We start from the raw sequence: 26,545 nt of genomic DNA, 5'->3' as shown, positions 1-26,545 counted from the left end.
TTGTAAAACTCTGCTTTGCCACGCGATGTTTCTTATTTCTAGAAACGCTCATATGGCTCAGAGGTAGAGCACTTCCTTGGTAAGGAAGAGGTCGCGGGTTCAAGTCCCGCTATGAGCTCCATAATGATCAAATAAGAAAGATACATAATATACAAACTTTAAATTTTGTTAAAAGTTAAAATTTATAACGGAGGATACAATGGCTAAAGAAAAATTTTCACGTAATAAGCCACACGTAAACATCGGTACTATTGGTCACGTTGATCATGGTAAAACAACTCTAACAGCTGCTATTTCTGCTGTTCTTTCAAGAAAAGGTCTTGCTGAGCTTAAAGATTATGATAATATCGATAACGCTCCAGAAGAAAAAGAGAGAGGTATCACAATTGCTACTTCTCACATTGAGTATGAGACAGAAAATCGTCACTATGCTCACGTTGACTGCCCAGGACACGCCGACTATGTTAAAAACATGATTACCGGTGCTGCTCAAATGGATGGTGCTATACTAGTTGTTTCTGCAGCTGATGGTCCGATGCCACAAACTAGAGAGCATATCTTGCTATCTCGCCAAGTTGGTGTTCCATATATAGTTGTTTTCATGAACAAAGCTGATATGGTTGATGATGCTGAACTTTTAGAGCTAGTTGAAATGGAAATCAGAGAGTTATTAAACGAATATGATTTCCCAGGTGATGATACTCCGATCGTTAGCGGTTCTGCTCTTCAAGCACTTGAAGAAGCAAAAGCTGGTAAAGATGGCGAATGGTCAGCTAAGATCATGGATCTTATGGCTGCTGTTGATAGCTATATACCAACTCCAGTTCGTGCTACAGATAAAGATTTCTTGATGCCGATCGAAGACGTATTCTCAATTTCTGGTCGTGGTACAGTTGTTACTGGTAGAATTGAAAAAGGTATCGTTAAAGTTGGCGATACTATCGAGATTGTAGGTATTAGAGATACACAAACTACAACAGTTACTGGTGTTGAGATGTTTAGAAAAGAAATGGATCAAGGCGAGGCTGGTGATAACGTTGGTGTTCTATTACGTGGTACAAAGAAAGAAGACGTTGAAAGAGGTATGGTTCTTTGTAAACCAAAATCAATCACTCCTCACACTAAATTTGAGGGAGAAGTTTATATCTTAACTAAAGAAGAGGGTGGTAGACATACTCCATTCTTTAATAACTATAGACCACAATTCTATGTAAGAACAACAGACGTTACTGGATCAATCACTCTTCCAGAAGGTACTGAGATGGTTATGCCTGGTGATAACTTAAAAATCACTGTTGAATTGATCAACCCAGTTGCACTTGAAGAAGGTACAAGATTTGCTATCCGTGAGGGTGGTAGAACTGTTGGTTCAGGTGTTGTTTCTAAGATAATAGCTTAATTTTTTAGTGCGGCTAGTCCGCACTAAACCAAATAAGGAAATAAATAATGGCAAGTGCAAATAGAATTAAGATCGGTTTAAAGTGTGTTGAATGTGGTGATATGAACTACACAACTACTAAAAACAGTAAAAAAACAACTGAAAAGTTGGAGCTTAAAAAATATTGCCCAAGATTAAAAAAACATACAGAGCATAAAGAAGTTAAGCTTAAATAAGGCATAACTTTCTGTATGCCATTAAAGGGCAGTAGCTCCAACGGTAGAGCGCCGGATTCCAAATCCGATGGTTGGGGGTTCGAATCCCTCCTGCCCTGCCAAAAAAGGTTAGATATGGAAAAATTTATAAGTTATTTTAAATTATCAAGAGCAGAAATTGGCAAAGTTATTTTTCCTACCAAAGAGCAAATAAGAAATGCTTTTATAACAGTATTTGCTGTTGTAGCGATTGTTTCTCTATTTTTAGCTTTGGTTGATTTGATCATGTCATTTACTGTTTCTAAACTTGTATAAGGAAAACTGATGGCACATAAATGGTATGCTATCCAAACCTATGCAGGTAGCGAAATGAGTGTTAAGAGAGCTATAGAAACTTTAGTTAAAGATCATGGCATAGAAGAACAGCTTCTTGAAGTTATAGTTCCTACTGAAGACGTGATTGAAATCAAAAATGGAAAGCAAAAGATAAACGAAAGAAGTTTATATCCCGGTTATGCTTTTGCTCATTTAGACTTAGATACGGCTCTTTGGCACAAGATCCAGTCTCTTCCAAAAGTTAGTCGCTTTATAGGTGAGTCAAAAAAACCTAGCCCATTAAGCGATAAAGATATTGATCTTATATTAGAAAAGGTCAATAAAAGAGCAGCTCCTAAACCTAAGATTTCATTTGAAACAGGTGAGATTGTTCGTGTTACTGAAGGTCCGTTCGCTAATTTTAACGGAACGGTAGAAGAGTATGATATGGTTCACGGTAAACTTCGATTGAATGTTTCTATATTTGGTAGAAGTACACCAGTTGAGATTTTATATTCACAAGTTGAAAAGATAGTATAAGTTAAGGAGAAGTTTATGGCTAAAAAAGTTGTAGGCGAAATCAAATTACAAATTGCGGCAACAAAAGCAAATCCAAGTCCACCAGTTGGTCCAGCCCTTGGACAACAAGGTGTAAATATTATGGAATTTTGTAAAGCATTTAATGAAAGAACAAAAGATATGGCTGGATATAATATTCCAGTTGTTATTACTGTTTATGCTGATAAAAGTTTTACATTTATTACAAAACAACCACCTGCTACTGACTTGATAAAAAAAGCTGCTGGTATAACTAAAGGTGCGGATAATCCGTTAAAAAATAAAGTAGGCAAATTAACAAAAGCTCAAATTCTTGAGATAGTTGATAAAAAAATTGTTGATATGAATACAAAAGATAAAGAGCAAGCTGCTAAAATCATAGCTGGTTCAGCTCGTTCAATGGGAATCACAGTAGTTGATTAATCCAATACCGCTTGGATTTTAAATTATTAGCGGTAGCACTTTAAAAATGCGGAGAAATTAATGTCAAAAAAAAATACGAAAAGATTTTCTGAATTACTTAAAAAAGTAGATTCTAATAAAATATATTCTTTAACTGAGGCAGTTGATACAGTAAAAACACTTGCTTCTGCTAAATTTGATGAAACAGTTGAAATAGCTTTAAAGCTTAATGTTGATCCAAGACACGCTGACCAAATGGTTAGAGGTTCTGTAGTCCTTCCTGCTGGTACTGGTAAAACAGTAAGAGTAGCTGTTATAGCAAAAGATGCTAAGGCTGATGAAGCTAAAGCTGCTGGTGCTGATATAGTTGGTGCTGAGGATTTTGTAGATGATATATCAAAAGGTATTATAAACTTTGATGTACTTATCGCTACTCCAAATTTAATGGGTCTAGTGGGTAAAGTCGGTCGTTTGCTTGGACCAAAAGGTCTTATGCCAAACCCTAAAACAGGTACAGTTACTATGGATGTCGCGCAAGCAGTTAAAAATGCTAAAGGTGGACAAGTAAATTTCCGTGTTGATAAACAAGGAAATATCCACGCAGGACTTGGTAAAGTAAGTTTTAGCAAAGAACAGTTAAACGATAATATTTCTACATTTGTAAAAGCTATAAATAAACATAAACCATCGACTTCAAAAGGTAGATATATAAAATCTGCTGTACTTTCATTAACTATGAGTCCGTCAGTTTGCCTTGAAACTCAAGAGCTTATGGATTTAAAATAATAAAATTTATGTAATCTTAGATTGGAGATAGCCGAGGCGTAAAGCTTAATTGAGCCAATATGGCTCTCTCTGCTTGAGATCACCGGTCGGAAAGGAGAAAAAAGTGACTAGAAATGAAAAAGCTGGGATTATTTCAAGCCTTGAGGCTGAGTTTAAGACAAGTGATGCTATTGTTGTTTGTGATTATAAAGGTCTTAGCGTTAAAAAACTTGAAGCACTTAGAATAGCTGCTAAAGAACTTAACGTTAAAGTACAAGTTATCAAAAACACTCTTGCAAATATAGCTTTAAACAATTGTGGCAAATCTGGTATGGAGCTTAAAGATACAAATATTTTTGTATGGGGCGAAGATCAGTTAGCTGTTACTAAAGTTGTAGCTAAATTTGAAGAAAAAAATGCTGATCTTTTCAAGATAAAAACTGCACATATTGATGGTGAAGTTGCATCTGTTAGCAAAGTCGTTGCTCTTTCTAAAATGCCGTCTCGTGATGAGCTTATCGCGATGTTGTTGCAAGTTTGGAATGCACCGATACAAAACTTTACTATCGGCTTAAATGCCCTTAAAGAGAAAAAAGAACAAACAGCTTAATCTTAAGCTAAAAATAAATTTAGGAGAATTAAAATGGCAATAACAAAAGAAGATGTTTTAGATTTTATTTCTAATCTTTCAGTATTAGAACTAAGTGAATTAGTAAAAGAATTCGAAGAAAAATTTGGTGTAAGTGCAGCTCCTGTTATGGTAGCTGGCGCTGCTGGTGGCGCTGCGGCTGAAGCAGCTGAAGAAAAAACTGAGTTTAACGTTGTTCTACTTGACTCTGGAGATAAGAAAATAAATGTTATTAAAGTTGTTAGAGCTCTTACAGGTCTTGGTCTTAAAGAGGCAAAAGATGCTGTTGAGGGAACTCCTTCAGTTCTTAAAGAAGGTATCAGCAAAGACGAAGCTGAAGCAGCTAAAAAAGAGCTTGAAGAAGCTGGCGCTAAAGTCGAACTTAAATAAGTTATATTTTTGGAAGGGGCAAATTTTGCCCCTAAATTTGCTTTATACCGCATTTTGCGGTTTATTTCTTTCAAACTATTCCATGAGGTAGTCAAATGCTAAATAGCCTATATTCTGGAAATCGTCTCAGAGTTGATTTTTCTAATGTTACAAAAGAGATTGATGTTCCAAATTTATTACAATTACAAAAAAAGAGTTTTGATCATTTTTTAAATCTTGATAATTCACAATACGAAAGTGGAATTGAAAAAGTATTTAAATCAATATTTCCTATTCATGATCCGCAAAATAGACTTACATTAGAATATGTTAGTAGTGAGATTAGCAAACCTAGATACACCATAAGAGAGTGTATGGAAAGAGGTCTTACTTACTCTGTAAATTTAAAAATGAAAATTAGGTTGATCGTACACGATAGAGACGAGAAAACCGGTGAAAAAATTGGCGTAAAAGATATAAAAGAACAAGAAATTTTTGTACGCGAAATTCCTCTTATGACTGATAGGATTTCATTTATAATAAACGGCGTTGAGAGAGTTGTCGTAAATCAACTCCATAGAAGCCCTGGCGTTATCTTTAAAGAAGAAGAGAGTCCGACTGTAGTAAATAAACTGATTTATACAGCTCAAATTATACCTGATCGTGGTAGTTGGTTGTATTTTGAATATGATACGAAAGATGTTTTATATGTTCGTATAAATAAAAGAAGAAAAGTCCCTATAACCATTTTATTCAGAGCCTTAGGATATAAAAAGCAAGATATAGTTAAATTATTTTATCCTATACAAACATTATATATAAAAAATAATAAATTTTTAACTCCATTTAATCCAGATGATTTTATGGGCAGAGTTGATTATGATATAAAAGATGAAAATGGAAATATTCTACATCAAGCTGGAAAGAGACTAACAAAGAAAAAAGCCGATAAACTCATAGAAGACGGGCTTAAATGGGTAGAATATCCAGCAGAAGTTTTAGTAAATAGATATTTAGCAAATCCTATCATAGACAAAGAGAGTGGGGAAGTTATTTATGATGCCCTTACTCAGTTGGACGAAAATAAACTTGCTAAAATAGTAGCTGAAGAAGAGACTATTGAGATAGCAAACGATCTTGCAAGTGGCGTTGATGATGCTATTATAAATTCATTTTTACAAGATTATGAAACATTAAAGTTGCTAAAACAAACAGAAGATATAGAAGATGAAAATGATTTGGCGGCTATTAGAATTTACAAGGTTATGAGACCTGGCGAGCCTGTAGTTAAAGAAGCGGCGCGTACTTTTGTAAATGATCTATTTTTTAATCCAGAAAGATATGACTTAACAAAAGTTGGTCGTATGAAGATGAATCATAAATTAGGATTAAGTGTTCCAGAATACGTGACTACATTGACAAATGAAGACATTATAAAAACTGCAAAATATCTGATAAAAGTCAAAAACGGTCAAGGTCATATAGATGATAGAGACCATCTCGGAAATAGACGTATTAGATCTATCGGCGAACTTTTAGCTAATGAACTTCATTTAGGCTTTGTAAAAATGCAAAAAGCTATCAGAGATAAATTTACAAGTCTTAGTAATAACGTAGATGAGCTTATGCCTTATGATTTAGTAAATCCTAAAATGATAACTACGACTATTATGGAGTTTTTCACAGGCGGTCAATTAAGTCAATTCATGGATCAAACAAATCCGCTTAGCGAAGTTACTCATAAACGTCGTTTATCTGCACTTGGTGAGGGTGGTTTGGTAAAAGAAAGAGCTGGATTTGAAGTACGTGACGTTCACCCGACTCACTACGGTAGAATTTGTCCTGTTGAAACCCCAGAAGGTCAAAATATCGGTCTTATAAATACTCTTTCTACATATGCTAAGGTAAATGATCTAGGATTTGTGGAAGCACCATATAGAAAAGTAGAAAACGGTAAAGTCACAAATGAGATCGTATACCTAACAGCTACTCAAGAAGAAGGACACATCATAGCTCCTGCTTCAACTATCTTAGATGAAAACGATATGATCAAAGAAGATCTTATCGAGGTAAGACAAGATGGAGAAATGCTACTTGCAAAAAGAGAAGACGTTACTTTAATCGATCTTTGTAGCGGTATGGTTATGGGTGTTGCAGCTTCATTGATCCCATTTTTGGAACATGATGATGCGAACCGTGCCCTTATGGGTTCAAACATGCAGCGTCAAGCAGTTCCTCTTCTAAAAGCTACTGCCCCTATAGTAGGAACAGGTATGGAAGCTATAGTTGCAAGAGATGCTTGGGAAGCTATAAAAGCAAAACGTCCTGGCGTAGTTGAAAAAGTTGACAATAGAAATATATTTATCTTAGGCGAAGATGAAAATGGTCCATATATCGATCAATATACTATGGAAAAAAATCTAAGAACCAACCAAAATACTACATTTGGACAACATCCTATCGTTAGAAAAGGCGATGAGATAAAAGCAGGACAGATAATAGCAGATGGTCCTAGTATGGAAGAAGGTGAGTTGGCTATCGGTAAAAATGCACTTATTGCATTTATGCCGTGGAATGGATACAACTACGAAGATGCTATCGTGATGAGCGAAAGAATGATCCGCCAAGATGCATTTACTAGCGTTCATGTTTATGAAAAAGAGATTGAAGCTAGAGAGTTAAAAGACGGTGTAGAAGAGATCACTAGAGATATACCAAATATGAAAGAAGAAGATCTGATCCATCTTGATGAAAGTGGTATAGTAAAGATAGGCACTCACGTCAAACCAGGAATGATCTTAGTAGGTAAAGTTTCACCAAAAGGAGAGGTAAAACCTACTCCTGAAGAGAGACTTCTTAGAGCTATATTTGGCGAAAAAGCAGGTCACGTAGTAAATAAATCATTGTACGCCGGCGCGAGTCTTGAAGGCGTTGTAATCGATGTTAAAATATTTACAAAAAAAGGCTATGAAAAAGACGCGAGATCGTTTAAAGCATACGAAGATGAAAAAAATATGCTTGAAAAGGAGCATCACGATAGACTTTTGATGCTTGATCGCGAAGAAATGCTTAGAATTACCGCTCTTCTTTCTAAAAATCCTTTGGATAGCGAGCTTGAAATAGGCAACAAAACATACAAAAAAGGCGACGTAGTAAAAAGAACAGATCTTGATAATGTAAATAGATTTACTCTAAATACTTACGTAAAATCTTTCTCAAAAGAAATTCAAAAAACATACGAAGATATGAAAACGTATTTTCAAAATGAGAAAAAGAAGCTTAAAGATGAGCATGATGCTAAGCTTGAGATATTAGAAAAAGATGATATTTTACCAAGTGGTGTCGTAAAACTAGTAAAAGTTTATATAGCCACTAAACGTAAATTAAAAGTCGGAGATAAGATGGCTGGACGTCACGGAAACAAAGGTATAGTTTCAAATATAGTTCCAGACGTTGATATGCCGTATCTTCCAAATGGACGCACGGTAGACATCGTACTAAATCCGTTAGGCGTTCCAAGCCGTATGAATATAGGTCAAATTCTAGAAAGCCACTTGGGTCTTGTTGGAATGAGACTAGGTGAGCAAATAACTGAAATTTTTGAAGCTAAAAAAGGTGAATGGCTTAAAGAGTTAAGAGCTAAGATGATAGAGATAGCAGACGTTTCACGTTTGATGGATGCTAAATCCATACTTAGTAAGATTAGCGATGAAAAATTGATAGATTATGCAAGAGATTGGTCAAATGGTGTTAGATTTGCTACTCCTATATTTGAGGGTGTTAAAGCTGATGAATTTAAAAAACTATTTGAAATGGCAAAGATCGATATGGACGGCAAAACAGAGCTTTATGATGGACGTACGGGTTCTAAAATGGAAGAGCGTGTAAATGTCGGTTGTATGTATATGCTAAAACTTCACCACTTAGTTGATGAAAAAGTCCATGCTAGAAGTACTGGACCATACTCGCTAGTTACGCAACAACCAGTTGGAGGTAAAGCTTTAAGTGGTGGTCAAAGATTTGGAGAGATGGAAGTTTGGGCGCTTGAAGCTTATGGTGCAGCTCATACACTAAGAGAGATGCTAACCGTAAAATCTGATGATGTTGAAGGTCGTTTGGCAGCTTATAAAGCTCTTACAAGAGGTGAAAATGTGCCAAGCACTGGTATCCCAGAGACTTTCTTTGTTTTAACAAATGAGCTAAAATCTCTAGCACTTGATGTTGAGATTTACGATGAGGATGAAAATAATGAGTGAGTTAAAACCTATTGAGATAAAAGAAGACGCAAAACCAAGAGATTTTGAAGCTTTTAGATTAAGACTTGCAAGTCCAGAGCGTATAAAAGCATGGAGTCACGGTGAAGTTAAAAAACCTGAAACTATAAATTATCGTACTTTAAAACCTGAGCGTGATGGTCTATTTTGTGCCAAGATTTTTGGTCCTATAAGAGATTATGAATGCTTATGTGGGAAGTATAAAAAGATGCGCTATAAAGGCATCAAATGCGAGAAGTGCGGCGTGGAAGTTACTAGTTCAAAAGTTCGTCGCTCACGTATGGGTCACATCGAGCTCGTAACTCCTGTAGCTCATATATGGTATGTAAATTCGCTTCCGAGCCGTATCGGTACTCTTCTTGGTATCAAGATGAAAGATTTGGAGCGTGTATTATACTATGAAGCTTATATAGTAGAGCAACCAGGCGATGCTTATTATGATAATGAAAACAGTAAAAAAGTCGAACTTTATGATGTTTTAAATGAAGAACAATATGTCCTTTTAGAGCAAAAATTCGGTGAAAGCGGTTTTAAAGCTCGAATGGGCGGAGAAGTAATACGTGATCTACTTGCAAATTTAGATCTAGTAGCTATACTAGAACAATTAAAAATAGAAGTAGAAAGCACAAATAGTGAAGCTAAGAAAAAAACCATAGTAAAACGTTTAAAAGTAGCTGAAAACTTTTTAAATTCAGGCAATCGCCCTGAATGGATGATGATAACAAATTTACCTGTTTTACCACCAGATTTAAGACCTCTTGTTAGCCTTGATGGCGGTAAATTTGCTGTTTCTGATGTAAATGATCTATATCGCCGTGTTATAAATAGAAATGCACGTTTAAAAAGACTTATGGAACTTGACGCGCCAGAGATTATTATCCGTAATGAAAAAAGAATGCTTCAAGAATCAGTAGATGCTTTGTTTGACAACGGCAGACGTGCAAATGCGGTAAAAGGTGCAAATAAAAGACCGCTTAAATCACTTTCTGAGATCATAAAAGGAAAGCAAGGTCGTTTCCGTCAAAATCTACTTGGTAAGCGTGTCGATTTTTCAGGTCGTTCTGTTATCGTAGTAGGACCAAAGCTTAGAATGGATCAATGTGGTCTTCCTAAAAAAATGGCTCTTGAGTTATTTAAACCGCATCTTTTAGCTCGTCTTGAAGAAAAAGGCTATGCGACTACAGTCAAACAAGCTAAAAAAATGATAGAAGACAAGACAAATGAGGTTTGGGAATGTCTTGAAGAGGTAGTTGATGGCCATCCGATCATGCTAAACCGTGCGCCGACTCTACATAAAATGTCTATTCAAGCATTTCACCCAGTTCTTATAGAAGGTAAAGCTATCCAGCTTCATCCTCTTGTTTGTTCAGCGTTCAACGCGGACTTCGACGGCGATCAAATGGCTGTTCATGTTCCACTTTCTCAAGAAGCGATTGCTGAATGCAAAGTCCTTATGCTAAGCTCTATGAATATTTTGCTTCCTGCAAGCGGTAAAGCTGTAACTGTTCCTAGCCAAGATATGGTTTTGGGAATTTATTATCTAAGTCTTGAAAAAGAAGAAGCTAAAGGTGCAAATAAAATTTTTGCAAGCGTTGATGAGGTAATGATATCTGTTGAGGCTCACTATCTGGATCTGCATGCAAAGATCAAAACTATTGTTGGAGGAAGAGCTGTATTTACGACTGCTGGACGTCTTATCATAAAATCAATTTTACCAGATCTCAAAGAAAACTCTGTTCCAGAATCAATGTGGAATAAGATAATGAAGAAAAAAGATATAGCAAATTTGGTTGATTACGTCTATAAAAACGGCGGCTTAGAAGTAACTGCTAGCTTCCTTGATAGACTTAAAAATTTAGGTTTTAGATATGCGACTAAAGCAGGTGTTAGTATTTCGGTCGCTGATATTATCATTCCTGAAAGTAAATATAGCTATGTAAATGAAGCCAAGAAAAAAGTTAGAGAAATTCAAAACCAATACGGCTCAGGTTTGCTAACTGATTCAGAGAGATATAATAAGATCGTTGATATCTGGACAGATACGAATAACAAAGTTGCGGCTGAAATGATGAAACTCATCAAAACAGACAAAAATGGATTTAACTCTATTTATATGATGGCAGACTCTGGAGCAAGAGGTAGCGCAGCTCAAATTCGTCAGCTTGCTGGTATGCGTGGACTTATGGCAAAACCTGATGGTTCGATCATTGAGACTCCTATTACATCGAATTTCCGTGAGGGACTAAACGTGCTTGAGTATTTCATCTCAACCCATGGTGCTAGAAAAGGTCTTGCTGATACTGCGCTTAAAACTGCGAATGCTGGATATTTGACAAGAAAACTAATCGACGTAGCGCAAAACGTTAAAGTTACTATGGATGATTGCGGAACGCATGAAGGCGTTGAGATAACAGAGATAACAGAAAGCGGAGAGCTTATAGAAAGTCTTGAAGAGAGAGTTTTAGGACGTGTTTTAAGTGATGATGTTATAGATCCTATAACAAATGAAGTTTTATTCACAGAAGGAACTTTAATAGATGAAGCAAAAGCTAGAACTATCACTGATGCTGGTATCAAATCAGTAAGTATAAGAACTCCTATAACTTGTAAAGCAGGTAAAGGTGTATGTGCAAAATGTTACGGTATTAACCTTGGTGAGGGCAAACTAGTAAAACCAGGAGAGGCAGTTGGTATCATCTCTGCTCAATCAATCGGTGAACCTGGTACTCAGCTTACTCTAAGAACATTCCACATCGGCGGTACTGCTTCTACAGAGCAACAAGATCGTCAAGTTATAGCACAAAAAGAAGGTTTTATAAGATATTACAACCTAAATACTTATGAAAATAAAGGCAAGATGATAGTTACAAATCGTCGTAATGCCGCTATTTTGCTTGTTGAACCAAAAATCAAAGCACCGTTTGATGCAAGTATAAATATCGAAGTAGCCCACGAGGACGTAAGTATTATATTAACCGGAAAAGATAACGAGATAAAATACGTTCTTAGAAAACACGACTTAGCTAAGCCAAATGAACTAGCTGGAGTTAGTGGTAAAGTTGAAGGAAAGCTATATATTCCTTATGTTAAAGGCGATATGGTAAAAGAGAACGAAAGCGTAGTAGAAGTCATTAAAGAGGGATGGAATATACCAAACCGTATTCCGTTTGCTAGCGAAGTAAAAGTTGCCGATGGCGACCCTGTTACGCAAACCATAACAGCCGGAGCTAAAGGTATACTTAAATTTTATATTCTCAAAGGCGACTATCTAGAGAGAATCAAAAATATTAAAAAAGGCTATACCGTAACTGAAAAAGGTCTATTTGTCGTTATCGCAGATGATGACGACAGAGAAGCGGAGCGTCATTATATCCCTAGAGGTAGCATTATCGAATTTAACGATAGTGATAGTGTTGTCGCAAAAGATGTAATTGTAAAACCACATAGCGACGAAAAGCTAGTGATAGCAGAGTGGGATCCATATTCAACTCCGGTTATTGCCGAAGAAGGCGGTATAGTTGCTTATGAAGATATAGAGCCTGGATATAGCGTCGCAGAGCAATATGATGAAGCAACAGGTCAAAGTCGTCTAGTCATAAACGAGTACCTTCCAAGCGGTGTCAAACCAACCATAGTTATATCGACTAAAAATGGAAAATTGATCCGTTATCAACTAGAGCCAAAAACAGCTATTTTCGTAACTGATGGTCAAAGCGTTGATCAAGCCGATATTTTAGCAAAAACACCAAAAGCGGTTGCAAAATCAAAAGATATCACCGGAGGTCTTCCTAGGGTATCAGAGCTATTTGAAGCAAGGCGTCCAAAAAATACTGCTATCATAGCCGAGATCGACGGAGTAGTAAGGTTTGACAAACCGCTTCGTTCAAAAGAACGCCTTATCATAGATGCAAAAGACGGCACAAGCACAGAATATTTGATAGATAAATCACGTCAAATTCAAGTAAGAGATGGAGAGTTTGTGCATGCAGGTGAGAAATTAACCGATGGTTTGGTAAGTAGCCACGATATCTTAAGGATTTTGGGTGAAAAAGCTCTTCACTATTACCTTATAAGTGAGATACAACAAGTTTATCGTTCTCAAGGTGTTGCTATTAGCGATAAACACATTGAGATCATTGTTTCTCAAATGTTAAGACAAGTAAAGATCGTAGATAGCGGACATACAAACTTCATTATCGGAGATATGGTAAGCAGACGTAAATTTAGAGAAGAAAATAAACGTATCATGAAAATGGGCGGAGAGCCAGCTATTGCTGAGCCTGTACTTCTTGGTGTTACAAGAGCCGCTATAGGAAGTGATAGCGTTATCTCGGCAGCTTCTTTCCAAGAGACTACAAAAGTTTTAACAGAAGCAAGTATCGCTGCTAAATTTGACTATCTTGAAGATCTAAAAGAAAATGTTATTTTAGGTCGTATGATACCAGTGGGTACTGGACTTTATCAAGATAGAAAAGTTAAGATCAGAACAAACTAATTGTAAAGGTATAAGGTGAACTTTCGCCTTATACCACTAAATTCAATATAAAATTCATACACCAAAACTCGGTGTATCCATACTTATAATTTCATATTTTTTAAATTCATATGCTTTTAAGATAGTTTTTAGTAAAATAAGCTCTTTTTAATAAATTTAGTTGAAAGGAAAAATTGTGCCAACCATTAATCAATTGGTCAGAAAAGAACGCAAAAAAGTGATTGTAAAATCTAAATCACCAGCGTTAAAAGAGTGCCCTCAAAGAAGAGGAGTTTGCACCAGAGTTTATACAACAACTCCTAAAAAACCAAACTCAGCTTTGAGAAAAGTTGCCAAAGTAAGGCTAACAAGTGGATTTGAAGTTATCAGCTATATAGGCGGTGAAGGTCACAATCTACAAGAGCACAGTATCGTGCTAGTGCGTGGTGGTAGGGTAAGAGACTTACCAGGTGTTAAATATCATATTGTCCGTGGTGCGCTTGATACAGCGGGCGTGGCAAAAAGAACTGTTTCACGCTCTAAATATGGTGCTAAACGCCCAAAAGAAGCTAAAAAGTAATCTTTTAGGACGCAGACTAGCCCTTAGATATGGCTTAGTTTGAGTAAAATTTAAATTTGAAGGAAAGTTATGAGAAGAAGAAAAGCCCCTGTTAGGGAAGTAATGCCTGATCCAATTTATGGCAATAAAGTTATAACTAAATTTATTAATTCACTTATGTATGATGGTAAAAAAAGTGTTGCTACAGAGATAATGTACGGTGCACTTAGAACTATCGATGCAAAAGGCGGTGAGCTAAAAGGTATAAATGTTTTTAACGACGCTATTGATAACGTAAAACCGATCATGGAAGTTAAATCACGCCGTGTAGGCGGTGCTACATATCAAGTACCAGTAGAAGTTCGCCCAGCACGCCAACAAGCTCTAGCTATTCGCTGGATCATAGGCTTTGCTAGAAAAAGAAGCGAAAGAACTATGATGGAAAAACTAGCAGCAGAGCTACTTGATGCAGCAAACAGTAAGGGCGCATCATTTAAGAAAAAAGAAGATACTTACAAAATGGCTGAGGCAAATAAAGCATTTGCTCATTATCGCTGGTAATAAGGAGCGTCTATGTCAAGAAAAACCCCATTGCACATGGTAAGAAACATAGGTATTGCAGCCCATATCGATGCTGGTAAAACTACAACTAGTGAAAGAATTCTTTTCTTCACTGGTATGAGTCACAAGATCGGTGAGGTTCATGATGGCGCTGCGACTATGGACTGGATGGAGCAAGAAAAAGAGCGTGGCATCACGATCACTTCTGCTGCTACAACTTGTTTTTGGAAAGATCATCAAATCAACCTTATAGACACCCCAGGACACGTTGACTTCACTATCGAAGTTGAGCGTTCTATGCGTGTTCTTGATGGTGCAGTAGCTGTATTTTGCGCTGTTGGCGGTGTTCAACCTCAAAGTGAAACAGTTTGGAGACAAGCAAACAAATACCGTGTTCCAAGAATGGTATTTGTAAATAAAATGGACAGAATTGGCGCAAATTTCTTTAACGTCGAAGAGCAAATCAAAAACAGACTAAAAGCAAATCCAGTGCCTATCCAAATTCCAATCGGTGCCGAAGATGAGTTTAAAGGCGTAATCGACCTTATCGAGATGAAAGCTATAGTTTGGGAAAACGAAGCTAAACCAACTGAATTTTCTATCCAAGAAATACCTGCAAATTTAGTAGAAAAAGCTGAAGAATACAGAGCAAAAATGATAGAAGCCGTAGCTGAAACTGATGATGCTCTTATGGAGAAATTTTTCGGTGGTGAAGAGCTAAGCAACGAAGAGATCAAAAAAGGTATTAAAGCAGGATGTCTTGCTATGAATATCATCCCTATGCTTTGCGGTACTGCATTTAAAAACAAAGGTGTTCAACCACTTCTTGACGCTGTTGTTGACTATCTACCGGCTCCAGATGAAGTTGCAGCTATCAAAGGCGAGTACGAAGACGGCACAGAAGTAACAGTAGATAGTACTGATGATGGCGAATTCGCTGGTCTCGCATTTAAGATAATGACAGATCCATTCGTAGGACAACTTACATTCGTAAGGGTTTATCGTGGACAACTTGAGAGTGGAAGCTATGCTTACAACACTGTAAAAGATAAAAAAGAGCGTGTTGGTAGACTTCTTAGAATGCACTCAAACAAAAGAGAAGAGACAAAAGTTCTTTATGCTGGTGAGATAGGTGCCGTCGTTGGTCTAAAAGATACAATGACAGGCGATACTCTAGCAAGTGAAAAAGATAAAGTCATCTTAGAGAGAATGGACTTCCCAGAGCCAGTTATCAGTGTTGCGGTTGAGCCAAAAACTAAAGCTGATCAAGAAAAAATGGGTATAGCCTTAGGTAAATTAGCTCAAGAAGATCCATCTTTTAGAGTTAGCACAGATGAAGAGAGCGGTCAAACAATCATCTCTGGTATGGGTGAGCTTCACCTTGAGATCATCGTCGATCGTATGCTTAGAGAGTTTAAAGTAGAGGCTGAAGTGGGACAACCGCAAGTTGCTTACCGTGAGACTATCAAAAAAACAGTCGAGCAAGAGTACAAATACGCAAAACAATCAGGTGGTCGCGGACAATACGGTCACGTATTCTTACGTCTTGAGCCGCTTGAGCCAGGTAGTGGATTTGAATTTGTCAACGATATCAAAGGCGGTGTCGTTCCTAGAGAGTATATACCAGCAGTTGAAAAAGGTTGTCAAGAAGCTCTTCAAAGCGGTGTTCTTGCAGGATATCCTGTTGAGGATGTTAAAGTTACACTATTTGATGGTAGCTACCACGAAGTCGATTCATCTGAAATGGCGTTTAAACTAGCTGCTTCAATGGGCTTCAAAGAGGGCGCTAGAAAAGCCGGCGCTGTTATCCTTGAACCTATGATGAAAGTTGAAGTTGAAACTCCAGAAGAGTATATGGGTGATGTCATCGGCGATCTTAACAAACGTCGCGGACAGATAAACTCTATGGACGAAAGAGCCGGAAATAAAATAGTTAGCGCATTTTGCCCGCTTGCTGAGATGTTTGGATACTCAACAGATTTAAGAAGCCAAACACAAGGCCGTGCTACTTATTCTATGGAATTCGATCACTATGAAGAAGTTCCAAAAAATGTTTCTGAAGAAATAATCAAGAAAAGAAACGGCTAAAATCGATAAAACATTTGCAAGAGTGTTTTAAAAATCAACAAACCGCCTAGCTTTTAGGCGGTTTTTCCATAGTTTTACTTTTGTCCTCATAGCTCAGCAGGATAGAGCGCAGAATTCCTAATTCTGAGGCCGTGAGTTCGAATCTCGCTGGGGACACCATATATCGTCTTTATTAAATTTACTCATTGATGCACCTTCGGCCCTAACTATATGAAAATTGTTAAAACCCATGATCTTGCAAAATATTGCTTTAGGTATTGGCATGCAAAATCAAGATTTGCGTATCTGCTTCCATCTGTATAAACTTAGCCTCTAGAGCATAAAACAATAACTTTTCTATTATCATTCATTAGCCTTGCAGAAAACCACCGCTTAAATGTCTTTTAGCAACAAAAACGTGTTATCTATATGGTCTTTTTTAGGCGCACAGGGATATATTTGTTTTGAGGATAGAAATTACTCTATTATGCTATTCATTTGTGTTTGAAGTTCGTTATCTTGTTAAATTTGAAATAAATTTAACATATTTATATCGAGTTTTGGTATCAAGCTATTGTATAAATTTATTATATATAATGAGTTTGGATCAAATTTATTCTCAAATTGATTTTTGAATTTACTCTGTAAAGAGTAAGAAAACGTATCTTTATCATCAAAGTTAGGTATATAAGTAGTGTTTTTCATTAATTATCATTTTTTATTGATTATTTTAACGATAAATAATAAATATAGCTTGCTGATCTTGATTAACTCACGTTATATTTAAAAATACGATGACTTTATAAGTTGCAAAAGATAGTACCCAAGCAGTGCAAAACGTAAAGGTTATCAGATAAAACGTGTATTTTTTGCTTTCTGCTTCTTTTGAAAATACCGCTGTTGCGGCTAAACAAGGCAGATATACCATAACAAATACTATAAATGCCATAGCTGAAGCAAACGGTATATTTTTAGCTAATGTTTGCTGTAAAGTAGTATTGTTTTCGCTAACTTCTCCGCCTAAAGAGTATAAAACTCCTAAAGTAGAAACGATAACTTCTTTTGCCGCAAGCCCACTTACTGTGGCAACAGACATTTTCCAGTTAAAACCAAGCGGTGCAAATACCGGCTCTATGGCTTTACCAAACATTCCTAGATACGTATTTTCCATAAGCTCTTGATCTTTTTGATGAGTAAGCTCTAGTTTTAGCTCGTCGCTGGATGCTGCTTGAATTTGTTGTTGGTATTTCTCTTCTATGTTGGGATTTTGCGGAAAAGTACTTACAAACCAGACTAAAATGGAAGCTGCTAGTATAAAAGTACCAGCTTTTTTTAAATACATCATAGATTTTGAGTATATGGTAAGCCAGATTAGTTTTACGCTTGGGAGTCTGTATTTTGGCATTTCCATAACAAATGGTTCATCATTTCCTTTAAAAACGAAAATGCGTAAAACTTTAGCTGCTATAAGTCCTAAAAGAGCCCCCGATATATAGATGAAAAATAGTACGTTTCCTGCATTTTCCGGTTTGAAAAATGCTCCGGCAAATAGCACATACACAGGAAGCCTAGCGCCACAGCTCATAAATCCTATGATGAACATAGTAAGAAGTCTGTCTTTTTGACTTTTTAAAGTGCGTGCTGCCATATACGCAGGAATAGAACATCCAAATCCTGTAACTAGCGGTATGAAACTTTTGCCGTGAAGCCCGAATTTATGAAAAAATCCATCTAGTAAAAACGCGACTCTTGCCATATATCCGGTTGTTTCTAAAAGCGCTATACCTAAAAATAAAATGATAATGTTTGGTAAAAACAGTATCACCGTGCCGACTCCGGCGATGATACCATCTACTATTATGGATTTTAGCATATCGTCATTTAAATTTGCAGCTACACTATCTCCAAACCACGCAAATACCATCTCTATGTACTGCATCGGAACTTCACCAAGAGTAAATGTGGCCTGAAACAGTAACCACATAAAAAATAAAAATATAGGTAGTCCGAAAAATCTATGTATAAGTATGCTATCTATCTTTTTTGTTATATCTGTACTTTTTCCGGCTTTTATATTTTGAGTTTCTAAGGCTGCACCTTTTGCAAACGAGTGGTATTCATCGATGAGCACGTCTTCTATGGAGCTGTTTTGTGTCTTTTGTTTGATATTATCAAATACTTTTTTAATCTCAGGTATCAAAAATAGCATTTTTGGATCTTCGTGGGACATCGTGTAGAATTTCTTATCTTCTAGCAAAAATAGTATCGCGGCTTGTCTTGAGCAAATCTCATCTTTTTTGAAATTTGCTTCATCGATTTTTTGTGCTAGATATATCAGCTCTTCTTCTATCTGATCGCTAAATTTGAGTTTGTTTGGCGTGTATGGTTTTGAGAGAACATCTATAATTGTATCTAGTAAATTTGAAAAATTCGTCTTTTTTACGGAGGATACTTTGACAGCAGGGATATTTAGTATGCTACTTAGCTGTTTGTCATCTATCTCTACACCTTCGCTTTTGGCTTCATCGTCCATATTTAAAGCGACGACCATCTTTTTACCTAGCGCCATAAGCTCGGATGTTAAAAATAAATTTCTTTCTAAATTTGTTGAATCTACGACATTTAGTATCATATCGTATTTGCTTTTCATCAAAAAATCTTTTGCTACGCTTTCATCTTTTGAAAAATCATCTAAACTATAAAGTCCAGGCAGATCGATGAAATTTAAAATGATATCGCCTTTTACTAGCGTGGCTTCATATTTATCTACAGTAACCCCAGCGAAATTTCCTATTTTAGGGTTTGCTCCACTAATAGAGCTTAAAAGCTGACTTTTACCTACGTTTGGTTGGCCGACTAATGCTACTATGAATTCTTTTTTCATTTAGCATCTACTAACTTACAGCTTATCATCTTAGCTTCTTCGTTTCTTAATGCTATAAGTCCGTATTTACTTGCTATTTCTATATTTGAGTTTGTTATGCTTTTTTGTTTGATTTCTATTTGAGAGCCGACATCAAGCCCAAATGAGCGAAGTCGTTTTTTAGTCGCAGAGATACCTTCTATGCTAGTCAATACGGCTTTTTGGTTTATTTGTAGTTTTGAGAGATCCATTTTGCCTCTTTTATAAAAATAATTTTACGATTATATCTATAAAATGCTTAATATATATTTATCGATAATCAATACCATTAATGTAATGGAGCTAAATTTAAATATTAATTCAAATTTAGCCATTTGATTTTTGCTATTTTGGATATATCTCTATGAGTATATGGACTAGCTCTTTATGTATGGATAGCTCTTTTTTGAGAAGATCTATATCTATGGGATCATCTGAGCTTAGAGAGATTATACAGGTGTATTTATCTTTTGCTACTTTTAAAAGATGTAGATCTTTGATGATTATGTCTTTTCTAAATAAGCGTAAAGCATCTATGACTTCATCAACGACTGGTTCGTTCATATTTGCGTCAAGTAATATTTTCCCTGATTGTTTTAACAATCCCACAGCCCACACTGAAACTAAAATAGCTCCGATTATCCCCATAAGTGGATCAAGAAAATCTGCTCCAAACATAAGTCCAAAACTTAGCGCTATGATAGCTAAAATAGAAGTAAGCGCGTCAGTAAGAACGTGTATGTAAGCGGCCTTTAAATTTAGATCGTTTTCATGTTCGTGATGATGAGCGTGATGATCACCTCTTAAGAGCCAAGCACAGATGAAATTTACTATAAGTCCTATAATAGCTATAAAAATAGCTTCTTTGTATGCTATAGCTTCTGGGTTTATAAATCTTTGAACAGAGTGATAAACCATAAAAAACGCAACCACTAAAAGAAAGATCGCGCTAGTATAACTAGCGAGAATTTCTATCTTGTATGTGCCAAAATTAAATCTATCATCGCTTTGGTATCTGCTTGACATAATGTAAGCAAAATATGCTAGTCCAAGCGCTAAGGCGTGAGAGCTCATATGCCAACCATCTGCTAAAAGTGCCATAGAGCCAAAGTATATGCCGCCTATTATCTCTGCTATCATCATAACTGCTGTAAATATTGTCGCGTATAATGTATTTTTCTTGGCAATATTGTTTGATGAATGAAAATTATGCTCATAAGCAGATTGTTTTTGTATATCATTTAATATCATTTTATCCTCTTTTAAAATAAATTATGATACTATACCCCAGTATAGCTTATAAAAATATAAAGGAAAATTATGGCTCACATAGTAGCAAATAAAGATAAGCTTCTTTTGCGTATTAAAAAGATAAAAGGGCAAATTTCAGCCTTAGAAAAGGCTTTAGAAGATGAAAAAGATTGCTTTAAAGTACTTCAGCAAATCAGCGCCGCAAGAGGTGCTATCACATCTTTGATGGCAGAAGTCATCGACGGACACATCAAAGAGCATCTTGGAAATAATGTCAGCGATGAACAAAGAGAAGAAGAGATTTTAAATTTAACTTCGCTTTTAAAAAGTTTTTTCAAATAAAGCTTTTAGTGATCTATGGTTTTTATCAAAAAAATATTGTATTTTTATGATATTTCTTAGCTTCTAAATTTTATTTATTTATAAAATTTATTTATAATTAAATTTATATTTAGAGCCATAAAGACCGTTTATTTTTCAAATAAATTTATTATTTATTTACCATATAGATATAGAATAAAACACTTTATTATCGTAAATTCATTAAATAATAGTCATTGTATACCTTATATTATAAATCTATTTAAATTTATAACTAGTATATTATTATTTATAAGATTTAATAATTTATCTTTTGGAGGATATTATGTTTCTAAGCAACATTAGCATAAGAGTGAAAATGCTTATTTTTGTTCTTATACCGCTTATTTTGTTGGTTGTCTTTTCTGCTTTGCTTATCGGCGATAGATATAAAACCTATAATGAAGCAAAGGTGCTAGATGAAGGTGTTATCTTATCTACAAAGATCTCTTTGGTAGTCCATGAGTTACAAAAAGAGCGTGGCACATCGTCTGGTTTCTTGGGTGCAAAAGGTGGCGGTAATTTTGCAGATATGCTAAAAAATCAGAGAATTCTTAGCGATAAACAGATAGTTTTGGTATATGATCTGCTTAAAAAATTTGATATGGAAGCCCATAATACTCTTTTAGATAGTAGTATTCAGTCTGCTTTAAAATACTTTGATAATCTAAAGTCTTTACGTGCGAGTATAGACTCTTTAAACATAGCTCCAAACATGGCGATCGGTCAGTATACAAACACTATATCATCTTTGATGAATATCATTTCTGAGATCACAAAGATCAGCACAAATACAGACATAACAAGAGAGCTTACGGCTTATCTTGGCTTTTTAAATGCCAAAGAAAATGTCGGTATAGAAAGAGCCATACTCTCAAATACGTTTAATATGGATAAATTTGGCGATGGAATTTATGAGAGATTTTTGACTTCTATGGCATCTCAAGGAATTTATCTTAAGTTGTTTATGCAAAATGCAAGTGAGAAAAATATTGCTTTATATGAAGAAGCAAAAAAAGATGAAAGTTTTGCTACTGTAGAAAGTATGAGAAATACTGCTATGAAAAATAGTATCACTGGCGGCTTTGGAATAAGTGGAAAATATGCATTTGATACATTTACCAAAAAGATAGATATACTTAAAAATGTCGAGGATAAACTAGCAGTAGAGTTACTTACAAACAATAAAACAGTACAAGATAACGCATATACGAGCCTTATTAGTATGAGTATTTTGGTCATAGCTTGTATTCTATTTACTTTGATAGTAGGATATTTTATAGTCCAAAATACTATATCTAGGATACTTAATATCCAAAAATATCTTTTAAATTTAAAAAACACAAAAGATCTTAGGCAAAATATCGAATTTAAGATAGGCAAAGACGAAGTAGGAGTTATATTTCAAGCGGTGGATGAGTTTTTGGTTCCTATAAGAGATATATTTTTAAATTTAAATTCGCAAAGCAGACAAAATATACAAATTTCAAAAGATATGCTAAATGGCTCAAACGAAGTTTTAAACCGTACGAAAGACGGATTTAGCATATCAAGTAAAGCTAACAAGATAGGTATGAAAGTCGAAGATTGTCTAGAAAGCAGTATAAAAAAGATAGATCAAGCGATGAACGATATCATCAAAGCACATAGTGATCTAAACAGTGCTTCAAACAGTATGACTAAATTTGCTACTCAAGTAAGCGAAGATGCGAAAAGTCAAGAAAAACTAGCTTCTGATGTGGCTTTGTTAAATCAAGAAGTGGCAAATATAAAAGGAATTTTGACTTCCATAACAGATATCGCAGATCAGACTAATTTGCTAGCTTTAAATGCAGCCATAGAAGCAGCTAGAGCAGGGGAGCATGGAAAAGGTTTTGCCGTTGTTGCTGATGAGGTGCGAAAACTAGCCGAGAGAACTCAAAAGTCGCTAAATGAGATAGACGTGACTATAAATACGATAGTCCAGTTTATAGACGATCTAAGCACGCAAATTTCACAAAACGTTAAAAATTTCTTTGCTTTTGTTGATGATTCTAGTGATATAAAAGTCACTATGGATAGTGTTCTTGAAAAAATGAAAGAAGTGAGTTTGGTATCTCAAAATAGCATAAATGACTCAAAAGAGCTACAAAACGAGACTAAAATGCTGCTAGAAAACAATAAAATATTAAACGATAATCTCCAAGATATATCAGATGAGATGGATAAAATCAGCTCGAGGGCAAATGATCTTGACAAAAAAACTCTTGAGATAGGTAGTAAGATAAACGAGTTTAAATTCTAAGATCTAAAAGCCGTAAAAAACGGCTTTTGTCTTTAAAATCAGCTATTTGCTTTTATAAATTCTTCTATCAGGTCAAGCTGGATATCTACGCTTTGGTTGCTTGTGCCACCGATAGATTTTCTAGCTTCTTTTGAATTTAAGAGTTTTAATACTTCCAAAGCCCTGTTTTCTATACGCTTATCTATGCTTTTTAGCTCATCTAAGCTTAGTTCACTTATATCCTTGCCATTATCTTCTGCTAGTTTTACGCAGCGTCCGGTGATAAAGTGGGCTTCACGAAACGGAATTTTATGTTCCTTTACTAGGTAATCAGCCAAATCAGTAGCACTTAAGTGACCTGTCTTGCAGGCTTTGAGCATAAAATCTTTGTTGAATTTGGTTGTTTTTAACATCTGTTCTAGTATGACAAGTGAAGTTTTTGCCGTCTCAACGCTATCAAAAACGCCTTCTTTGTCTTCTTGCATATCTTTATTGTAAGCTAAAGGTAGGCTTTTCATAACCGTTAGTAGTCCTATAAGATTGCCATAAACGCGACCTGTTTTTCCTCTGATTAGCTCTGCTACGTCTGGGTTTTTCTTTTGAGGCATTATGCTAGAGCCTGTACTGAATTTATCACTTATGGTTATGTATCTAAACTCGCTACTACTCCAAAGGATTAGCTCTTCGCATAGTCTTGATGTATGCATAAAAATAAGACTTATGTTAAATAAAATTTCCAGCGCAAAGTCACGATCGCTAACGCTATCCATAGCATTTTGAGTGACTCCTTTAAATCCAAGCTCATTTGCAACTATTTGGCGGTCTATCTGGTGCGGAGTTCCAGCAAGTGCACATGAACCAAGAGGGCTGAGATCGTTTCTCTCGTAACTCGAAAGTAGTCTTTCATAATCTCTTTTAAACATAAATGCGTAGGCTAGCATATGAAAACTAAGGCTTACTGGCTGAGCGTGCTGTAAATGAGTGAAGCCAGGCATAAGTATATCTTTACTAGTTAGTGCGATATCTTTTAAGGTTTTTATCAAATTTAGAACGAGCTTTGAGATATTTATAGTTTCTTGTCTTACAAATAATCTAAAATCAAGCGCTACTTGATCGTTCCTACTTCTTGCTGTGTGGAGTTTGCCGCCAAGCTCTTTTCCTATGATGTCTGAAAGCCTTTTTTCAACGGACATATGTATATCTTCGTCCTGTGTTTTAAACTCAAATTTGCCGTCTTCTATCTCTTTTAATACAGATCTTAGCCCGTTAGCGATGGCTTCGCTTTGTTCTTTTGTAAGTATGCCAGTAGTTCCTAGCATATTTGCGTGAGCTATGGAGCCAAATATATCTTGCTTATACAGAGCTTTATCGAAGTCTATAGAAGCGTTAAAAGATTCTAAAAGTTCGCTGCTACTTTCGCTAAAACGCCCTTCCCACATTTTTTGCATTTTTGTCCTTTTTTGTATTTTTAAATTTGGCAATCTTAACACGGTTTTAAAAGATTATTTAAGGTTAGGTTATGATGATCCGCAAGCGCGTAAGTTTGCGCTGCGGAAATTTGATTAATTTTTTGGACCGGCTTTTGCGAATTGTACACCTTCTTCGACGTCTTCATAGCGTTTGAAATTTTCTACAAACATATTCGCAAGCTTATCTCTAGCTGCTATGTATTCGTTTTTGTCGTTCCAAGTATTTAAAGGATTTAAGAGTTTTGTTTCAACTCCTTCAAGTTCTTTTGGTATCGCAAGATCAAATTTGTCAAAGTTCTCGAATTCGCATTTTTTTATACTTCCATCTAGTATCGCATTTATACAAGCACGAGTGGCTTTTATGCTCATTCTTTTACCTATACCATAAGCACCGCCGCTCCAGCCTGTATTGACTAGATATACATTTACTTGATGTTTGTCGATCTTTTCCCCAAGAAGTCTTGCATAAACTGTCGGATGAAGAGGCATAAATGGTTCGCCAAAGCAAGCTGAAAATGTAGCTTGAGGCTCAGTGATACCGCGCTCTGTTCCTGCTACTTTTGCAGTGTATCCACTTAAAAAGTAGTACATAGCTTGTTCTTTTGTGAGTTTTGAAACAGGAGGAAGTACGCCAAATGCGTCTGCTGTTAAAAATATGATATTCTTTGGATGTCCAGCTTTTAAGCTTTGCTCATGGTTTTCTATATGCTCTATAGGATAGCTTACTCTTGTATTTTCTGTTTTACTAGCGTCACTATAATCTACGCAACCGCATTTATCACAACATACATTTTCTAAAAGAGCATCTCTTTTGATCGCGCCGAAGATTTCAGGTTCGCTTTTTGGATCTAAATTTATACATTTTGCGTAGCATCCGCCTTCAAAGTTAAATACACCCTCATCGTCCCAGCCGTGCTCATCATCACCTATCAAGGCGCGATTAGGATCTGTTGAAAGAGTCGTTTTTCCAGTGCCGCTAAGTCCGAAAAATAGTGCAGTATCACCATTTTTACCAACGTTTGCCGAGCAGTGCATAGAGAGTTTATTTTCTAATGGAAGCCAGTAATTCATCATAGAAAATATACCTTTTTTCATCTCTCCGCCATACCAAGTTCCGCCGATCACGCAGATATTTTCTTCTATATTGAAAGCTACAAAAACCTCTGAGTTCAAACCGTCTTGTTTATACTCGTCATTTACGCATTTGCAAGCATTATATACGATAAAATCAGGCTTGAAATTTTCAAGCTCTGATTTTGTTGGGCGTATAAACATATTTTTTACAAAGTGTGCTTGCCACGCGACTTCAGTTACGAATCTTACGCTTTTTCTACTTGCTAGACTTGAGCCACAATATACGTCTTGTATGTAAATTTCTTTATTGCTTAGTTGCTTTTTTGCTTTTGATAATAGTTTGTTGAAGATCTCTTTGCTTATGGGTTTATTTACTTTACCCCAAGCTATGTGTTTTTCACTTGGTTCTTGCTTTACAAAGTATTTGTCTTTGGGACTTCTACCTGTAAATATACCAGTATCCACGCCAAAAGTTCCGTTGCTAGTTACATAACCTTCATTATTGTTTTTTTCGTGTTCAAAAAGCTCTTCATAACTTAAATTGTGATAAATGTTTTTTATATCTGTGAGCCCTAATTTGTCTAGATCCTTTATCATCATTTTGTACCTCTTGTGAAATCTTTTTTCTTAGTCTGCTGAAATTGTAATAACTTTTTGCTTA

20 protein-coding genes, 3 tRNA genes and 2 pseudogenes are annotated in these 26,545 nt (G+C 35.8%); 19 read left to right on the top strand and 6 right to left on the bottom strand.

The genetic code is table 11. The features are described from left to right. Nucleotides 1-46 precede the first annotated feature (46 nt). The 16 genes from CHHT_RS06610 to CHHT_RS06535 all read left to right on the top strand — a co-directional run bounded on the left by CHHT_RS06610 (nucleotide 47) and on the right by CHHT_RS06535 (nucleotide 16,745). Nucleotides 47-121, top strand: a tRNA-Thr gene (locus tag CHHT_RS06610). Nucleotides 122-199: 78 nt separating this feature from the next. Continuing rightward, nucleotides 200-1,399 carry an elongation factor Tu gene (gene tuf / locus CHHT_RS06605; protein ID WP_059429682.1) on the top strand — a complete coding sequence of 400 codons (1,200 nt, stop codon included), beginning with the start codon at nucleotides 200-202 and terminating at the stop codon, nucleotides 1,397-1,399. 47 nt (nucleotides 1,400-1,446) lie between these two features. Further along, nucleotides 1,447-1,614: a 50S ribosomal protein L33 gene (gene rpmG / locus CHHT_RS06600; RefSeq protein ID WP_034963306.1), complete on the top strand. Its 168-nt coding sequence runs from the start codon at nucleotides 1,447-1,449 to the stop codon at nucleotides 1,612-1,614. Between the two features lie 25 nt (nucleotides 1,615-1,639). Further along, nucleotides 1,640-1,715, top strand: a tRNA-Trp gene (locus CHHT_RS06595). 13 nt (nucleotides 1,716-1,728) lie between these two features. Then, nucleotides 1,729-1,908, top strand: coding sequence for a preprotein translocase subunit SecE (secE, locus tag CHHT_RS06590; RefSeq protein WP_034963302.1), 180 nt, complete (start codon nucleotides 1,729-1,731; stop codon nucleotides 1,906-1,908). 6 nt (nucleotides 1,909-1,914) lie between these two features. Continuing rightward, nucleotides 1,915-2,448: a transcription termination/antitermination protein NusG gene (gene nusG / locus CHHT_RS06585; RefSeq protein WP_172506208.1), complete on the top strand. Its 534-nt coding sequence runs from the start codon at nucleotides 1,915-1,917 to the stop codon at nucleotides 2,446-2,448. A 15-nt stretch (nucleotides 2,449-2,463) separates the two neighbouring features. Continuing rightward, the gene (gene rplK / locus CHHT_RS06580) at nucleotides 2,464-2,889 is read left to right on the top strand and encodes a 50S ribosomal protein L11 (protein WP_034963298.1); all 426 of its coding nucleotides are present in this window, start codon (nucleotides 2,464-2,466) and stop codon (nucleotides 2,887-2,889) included. 60 nt (nucleotides 2,890-2,949) lie between these two features. Next, complete coding sequence (gene rplA / locus CHHT_RS06575) at nucleotides 2,950-3,654, top strand: 50S ribosomal protein L1 (RefSeq protein ID WP_034963296.1); 705 nt, start codon at nucleotides 2,950-2,952, stop codon at nucleotides 3,652-3,654. A 103-nt stretch (nucleotides 3,655-3,757) separates the two neighbouring features. Beyond that, nucleotides 3,758-4,243 carry a 50S ribosomal protein L10 gene (gene rplJ / locus CHHT_RS06570; protein ID WP_034963294.1) on the top strand — a complete coding sequence of 162 codons (486 nt, stop codon included), beginning with the start codon at nucleotides 3,758-3,760 and terminating at the stop codon, nucleotides 4,241-4,243. Between the two features lie 33 nt (nucleotides 4,244-4,276). Further along, nucleotides 4,277-4,651: a 50S ribosomal protein L7/L12 gene (gene rplL / locus CHHT_RS06565; RefSeq protein ID WP_034963292.1), complete on the top strand. Its 375-nt coding sequence runs from the start codon at nucleotides 4,277-4,279 to the stop codon at nucleotides 4,649-4,651. Between the two features lie 95 nt (nucleotides 4,652-4,746). Continuing rightward, entirely contained in the window at nucleotides 4,747-8,886 is a 4,140-nt protein-coding gene (gene rpoB, locus CHHT_RS06560) for a DNA-directed RNA polymerase subunit beta (protein WP_034963290.1), read from the top strand. Continuing rightward, nucleotides 8,879-13,399, top strand: a complete 4,521-nt coding sequence (rpoC, locus tag CHHT_RS06555; protein ID WP_034963288.1) for a DNA-directed RNA polymerase subunit beta' — start codon at nucleotides 8,879-8,881, stop codon at nucleotides 13,397-13,399. The genes rpoB and rpoC overlap by 8 nt, the downstream gene beginning before the upstream one ends. A gap of 175 nt (nucleotides 13,400-13,574) precedes the next feature. Beyond that, nucleotides 13,575-13,958: a 30S ribosomal protein S12 gene (gene rpsL, locus CHHT_RS06550; protein ID WP_034963286.1), complete on the top strand. Its 384-nt coding sequence runs from the start codon at nucleotides 13,575-13,577 to the stop codon at nucleotides 13,956-13,958. A 69-nt stretch (nucleotides 13,959-14,027) separates the two neighbouring features. Then, nucleotides 14,028-14,498 (top strand): 30S ribosomal protein S7, encoded by a 471-nt coding sequence (rpsG, locus tag CHHT_RS06545; RefSeq protein WP_034963284.1) that lies wholly within the window; start codon nucleotides 14,028-14,030, stop codon nucleotides 14,496-14,498. 12 nt (nucleotides 14,499-14,510) lie between these two features. Continuing rightward, nucleotides 14,511-16,586, top strand: coding sequence for an elongation factor G (gene fusA, locus CHHT_RS06540; RefSeq protein WP_034963282.1), 2,076 nt, complete (start codon nucleotides 14,511-14,513; stop codon nucleotides 16,584-16,586). 82 nt (nucleotides 16,587-16,668) lie between these two features. Next, nucleotides 16,669-16,745 (top strand) — tRNA-Arg (locus CHHT_RS06535). 342 nt (nucleotides 16,746-17,087) lie between these two features. Here CHHT_RS06535 and CHHT_RS06530 read toward each other — a convergent pair. The 4 genes from CHHT_RS06530 to CHHT_RS06515 all read right to left on the bottom strand — a co-directional run bounded on the left by CHHT_RS06530 (nucleotide 17,088) and on the right by CHHT_RS06515 (nucleotide 20,718). Next, nucleotides 17,088-17,270, bottom strand: a complete 183-nt coding sequence (locus tag CHHT_RS06530; RefSeq protein ID WP_167540849.1) for a hypothetical protein — start codon at nucleotides 17,268-17,270, stop codon at nucleotides 17,088-17,090. 67 nt (nucleotides 17,271-17,337) lie between these two features. Continuing rightward, nucleotides 17,338-19,449, bottom strand: a complete 2,112-nt coding sequence (gene feoB / locus CHHT_RS06525; RefSeq protein WP_034963280.1) for a ferrous iron transport protein B — start codon at nucleotides 19,447-19,449, stop codon at nucleotides 17,338-17,340. Next, entirely contained in the window at nucleotides 19,446-19,679 is a 234-nt protein-coding gene (locus CHHT_RS06520) for a FeoA family protein (RefSeq protein ID WP_034963278.1), read from the bottom strand. Before CHHT_RS06520 ends, feoB begins: the two co-directional genes overlap by 4 nt. A gap of 133 nt (nucleotides 19,680-19,812) precedes the next feature. Further along, nucleotides 19,813-20,718, bottom strand: coding sequence for a cation diffusion facilitator family transporter (locus CHHT_RS06515; RefSeq protein ID WP_034963276.1), 906 nt, complete (start codon nucleotides 20,716-20,718; stop codon nucleotides 19,813-19,815). 69 nt (nucleotides 20,719-20,787) lie between these two features. On the opposite strand from CHHT_RS06515, the gene CHHT_RS06510 reads away from it, so the two are divergent. The 3 genes and pseudogenes from CHHT_RS06510 to CHHT_RS09445 all read left to right on the top strand — a co-directional run. Continuing rightward, nucleotides 20,788-21,060, top strand: a complete 273-nt coding sequence (locus CHHT_RS06510) for a metal/formaldehyde-sensitive transcriptional repressor (RefSeq protein WP_034963273.1) — start codon at nucleotides 20,788-20,790, stop codon at nucleotides 21,058-21,060. A gap of 304 nt (nucleotides 21,061-21,364) precedes the next feature. Beyond that, nucleotides 21,365-22,240 (top strand): annotated as a pseudogene (locus tag CHHT_RS09450) (nitrate- and nitrite sensing domain-containing protein); the annotation flags it as partial. 576 nt (nucleotides 22,241-22,816) lie between these two features. Continuing rightward, nucleotides 22,817-23,362 (top strand): annotated as a pseudogene (locus CHHT_RS09445) (methyl-accepting chemotaxis protein); the annotation flags it as partial. Between the two features lie 38 nt (nucleotides 23,363-23,400). Here the strand turns inward: CHHT_RS09445 and argH are convergent. Together argH and pckA are read right to left on the bottom strand one after the other, a co-directional pair. Further along, nucleotides 23,401-24,789, bottom strand: a complete 1,389-nt coding sequence (gene argH, locus CHHT_RS06495) for an argininosuccinate lyase (RefSeq protein ID WP_034963269.1) — start codon at nucleotides 24,787-24,789, stop codon at nucleotides 23,401-23,403. Between the two features lie 114 nt (nucleotides 24,790-24,903). Next, on the bottom strand, nucleotides 24,904-26,478 hold the full coding sequence (pckA, locus tag CHHT_RS06490) for a phosphoenolpyruvate carboxykinase (ATP) (protein ID WP_115600659.1): 1,575 nt from the start codon (nucleotides 26,476-26,478) through the stop codon (nucleotides 24,904-24,906). Between the last annotated feature and the right edge of the window lie 67 nt (nucleotides 26,479-26,545).

It is taken from the genome of Campylobacter hyointestinalis subsp. hyointestinalis (genome assembly GCF_013372145.1).
GTDB classification, from domain to species: Bacteria; Campylobacterota; Campylobacteria; order Campylobacterales; family Campylobacteraceae; genus Campylobacter; species Campylobacter hyointestinalis.
The sequence above is the reverse complement of the archived record's forward strand: the minus strand, read 5'-3'. Positions and strand labels throughout refer to the sequence as shown.

Bases quoted from the DNA above. Each gene is read 5' to 3' on its own strand.
- rplA (WP_034963296.1), top strand. From the start codon at position 2,950: ATGTCAAAAAAAAATACGAAAAGATTTTCTGAATTACTTAAAAAAGTA.
- rplK (WP_034963298.1), top strand. From the start codon at position 2,464: ATGGCTAAAAAAGTTGTAGGCGAAATCAAATTACAAATTGCGGCAACA.
- feoB (WP_034963280.1), bottom strand. From the start codon at position 19,449: ATGAAAAAAGAATTCATAGTAGCATTAGTCGGCCAACCAAACGTAGGT.
- CHHT_RS06510 (WP_034963273.1), top strand. From the start codon at position 20,788: ATGGCTCACATAGTAGCAAATAAAGATAAGCTTCTTTTGCGTATTAAA.
- rplL (WP_034963292.1), top strand. From the start codon at position 4,277: ATGGCAATAACAAAAGAAGATGTTTTAGATTTTATTTCTAATCTTTCA.
- argH (WP_034963269.1), bottom strand. From the start codon at position 24,789: ATGCAAAAAATGTGGGAAGGGCGTTTTAGCGAAAGTAGCAGCGAACTT.
- rpmG (WP_034963306.1), top strand. From the start codon at position 1,447: ATGGCAAGTGCAAATAGAATTAAGATCGGTTTAAAGTGTGTTGAATGT.
- CHHT_RS06515 (WP_034963276.1), bottom strand. From the start codon at position 20,718: ATGATATTAAATGATATACAAAAACAATCTGCTTATGAGCATAATTTT.
- rpsG (WP_034963284.1), top strand. From the start codon at position 14,028: ATGAGAAGAAGAAAAGCCCCTGTTAGGGAAGTAATGCCTGATCCAATT.
- CHHT_RS06520 (WP_034963278.1), bottom strand. From the start codon at position 19,679: ATGGATCTCTCAAAACTACAAATAAACCAAAAAGCCGTATTGACTAGC.
- rpoB (WP_034963290.1), top strand. From the start codon at position 4,747: ATGCTAAATAGCCTATATTCTGGAAATCGTCTCAGAGTTGATTTTTCT.
- CHHT_RS06530 (WP_167540849.1), bottom strand. From the start codon at position 17,270: ATGAAAAACACTACTTATATACCTAACTTTGATGATAAAGATACGTTT.
- fusA (WP_034963282.1), top strand. From the start codon at position 14,511: ATGTCAAGAAAAACCCCATTGCACATGGTAAGAAACATAGGTATTGCA.
- rpoC (WP_034963288.1), top strand. From the start codon at position 8,879: ATGAGTGAGTTAAAACCTATTGAGATAAAAGAAGACGCAAAACCAAGA.
- tuf (WP_059429682.1), top strand. From the start codon at position 200: ATGGCTAAAGAAAAATTTTCACGTAATAAGCCACACGTAAACATCGGT.
- secE (WP_034963302.1), top strand. From the start codon at position 1,729: ATGGAAAAATTTATAAGTTATTTTAAATTATCAAGAGCAGAAATTGGC.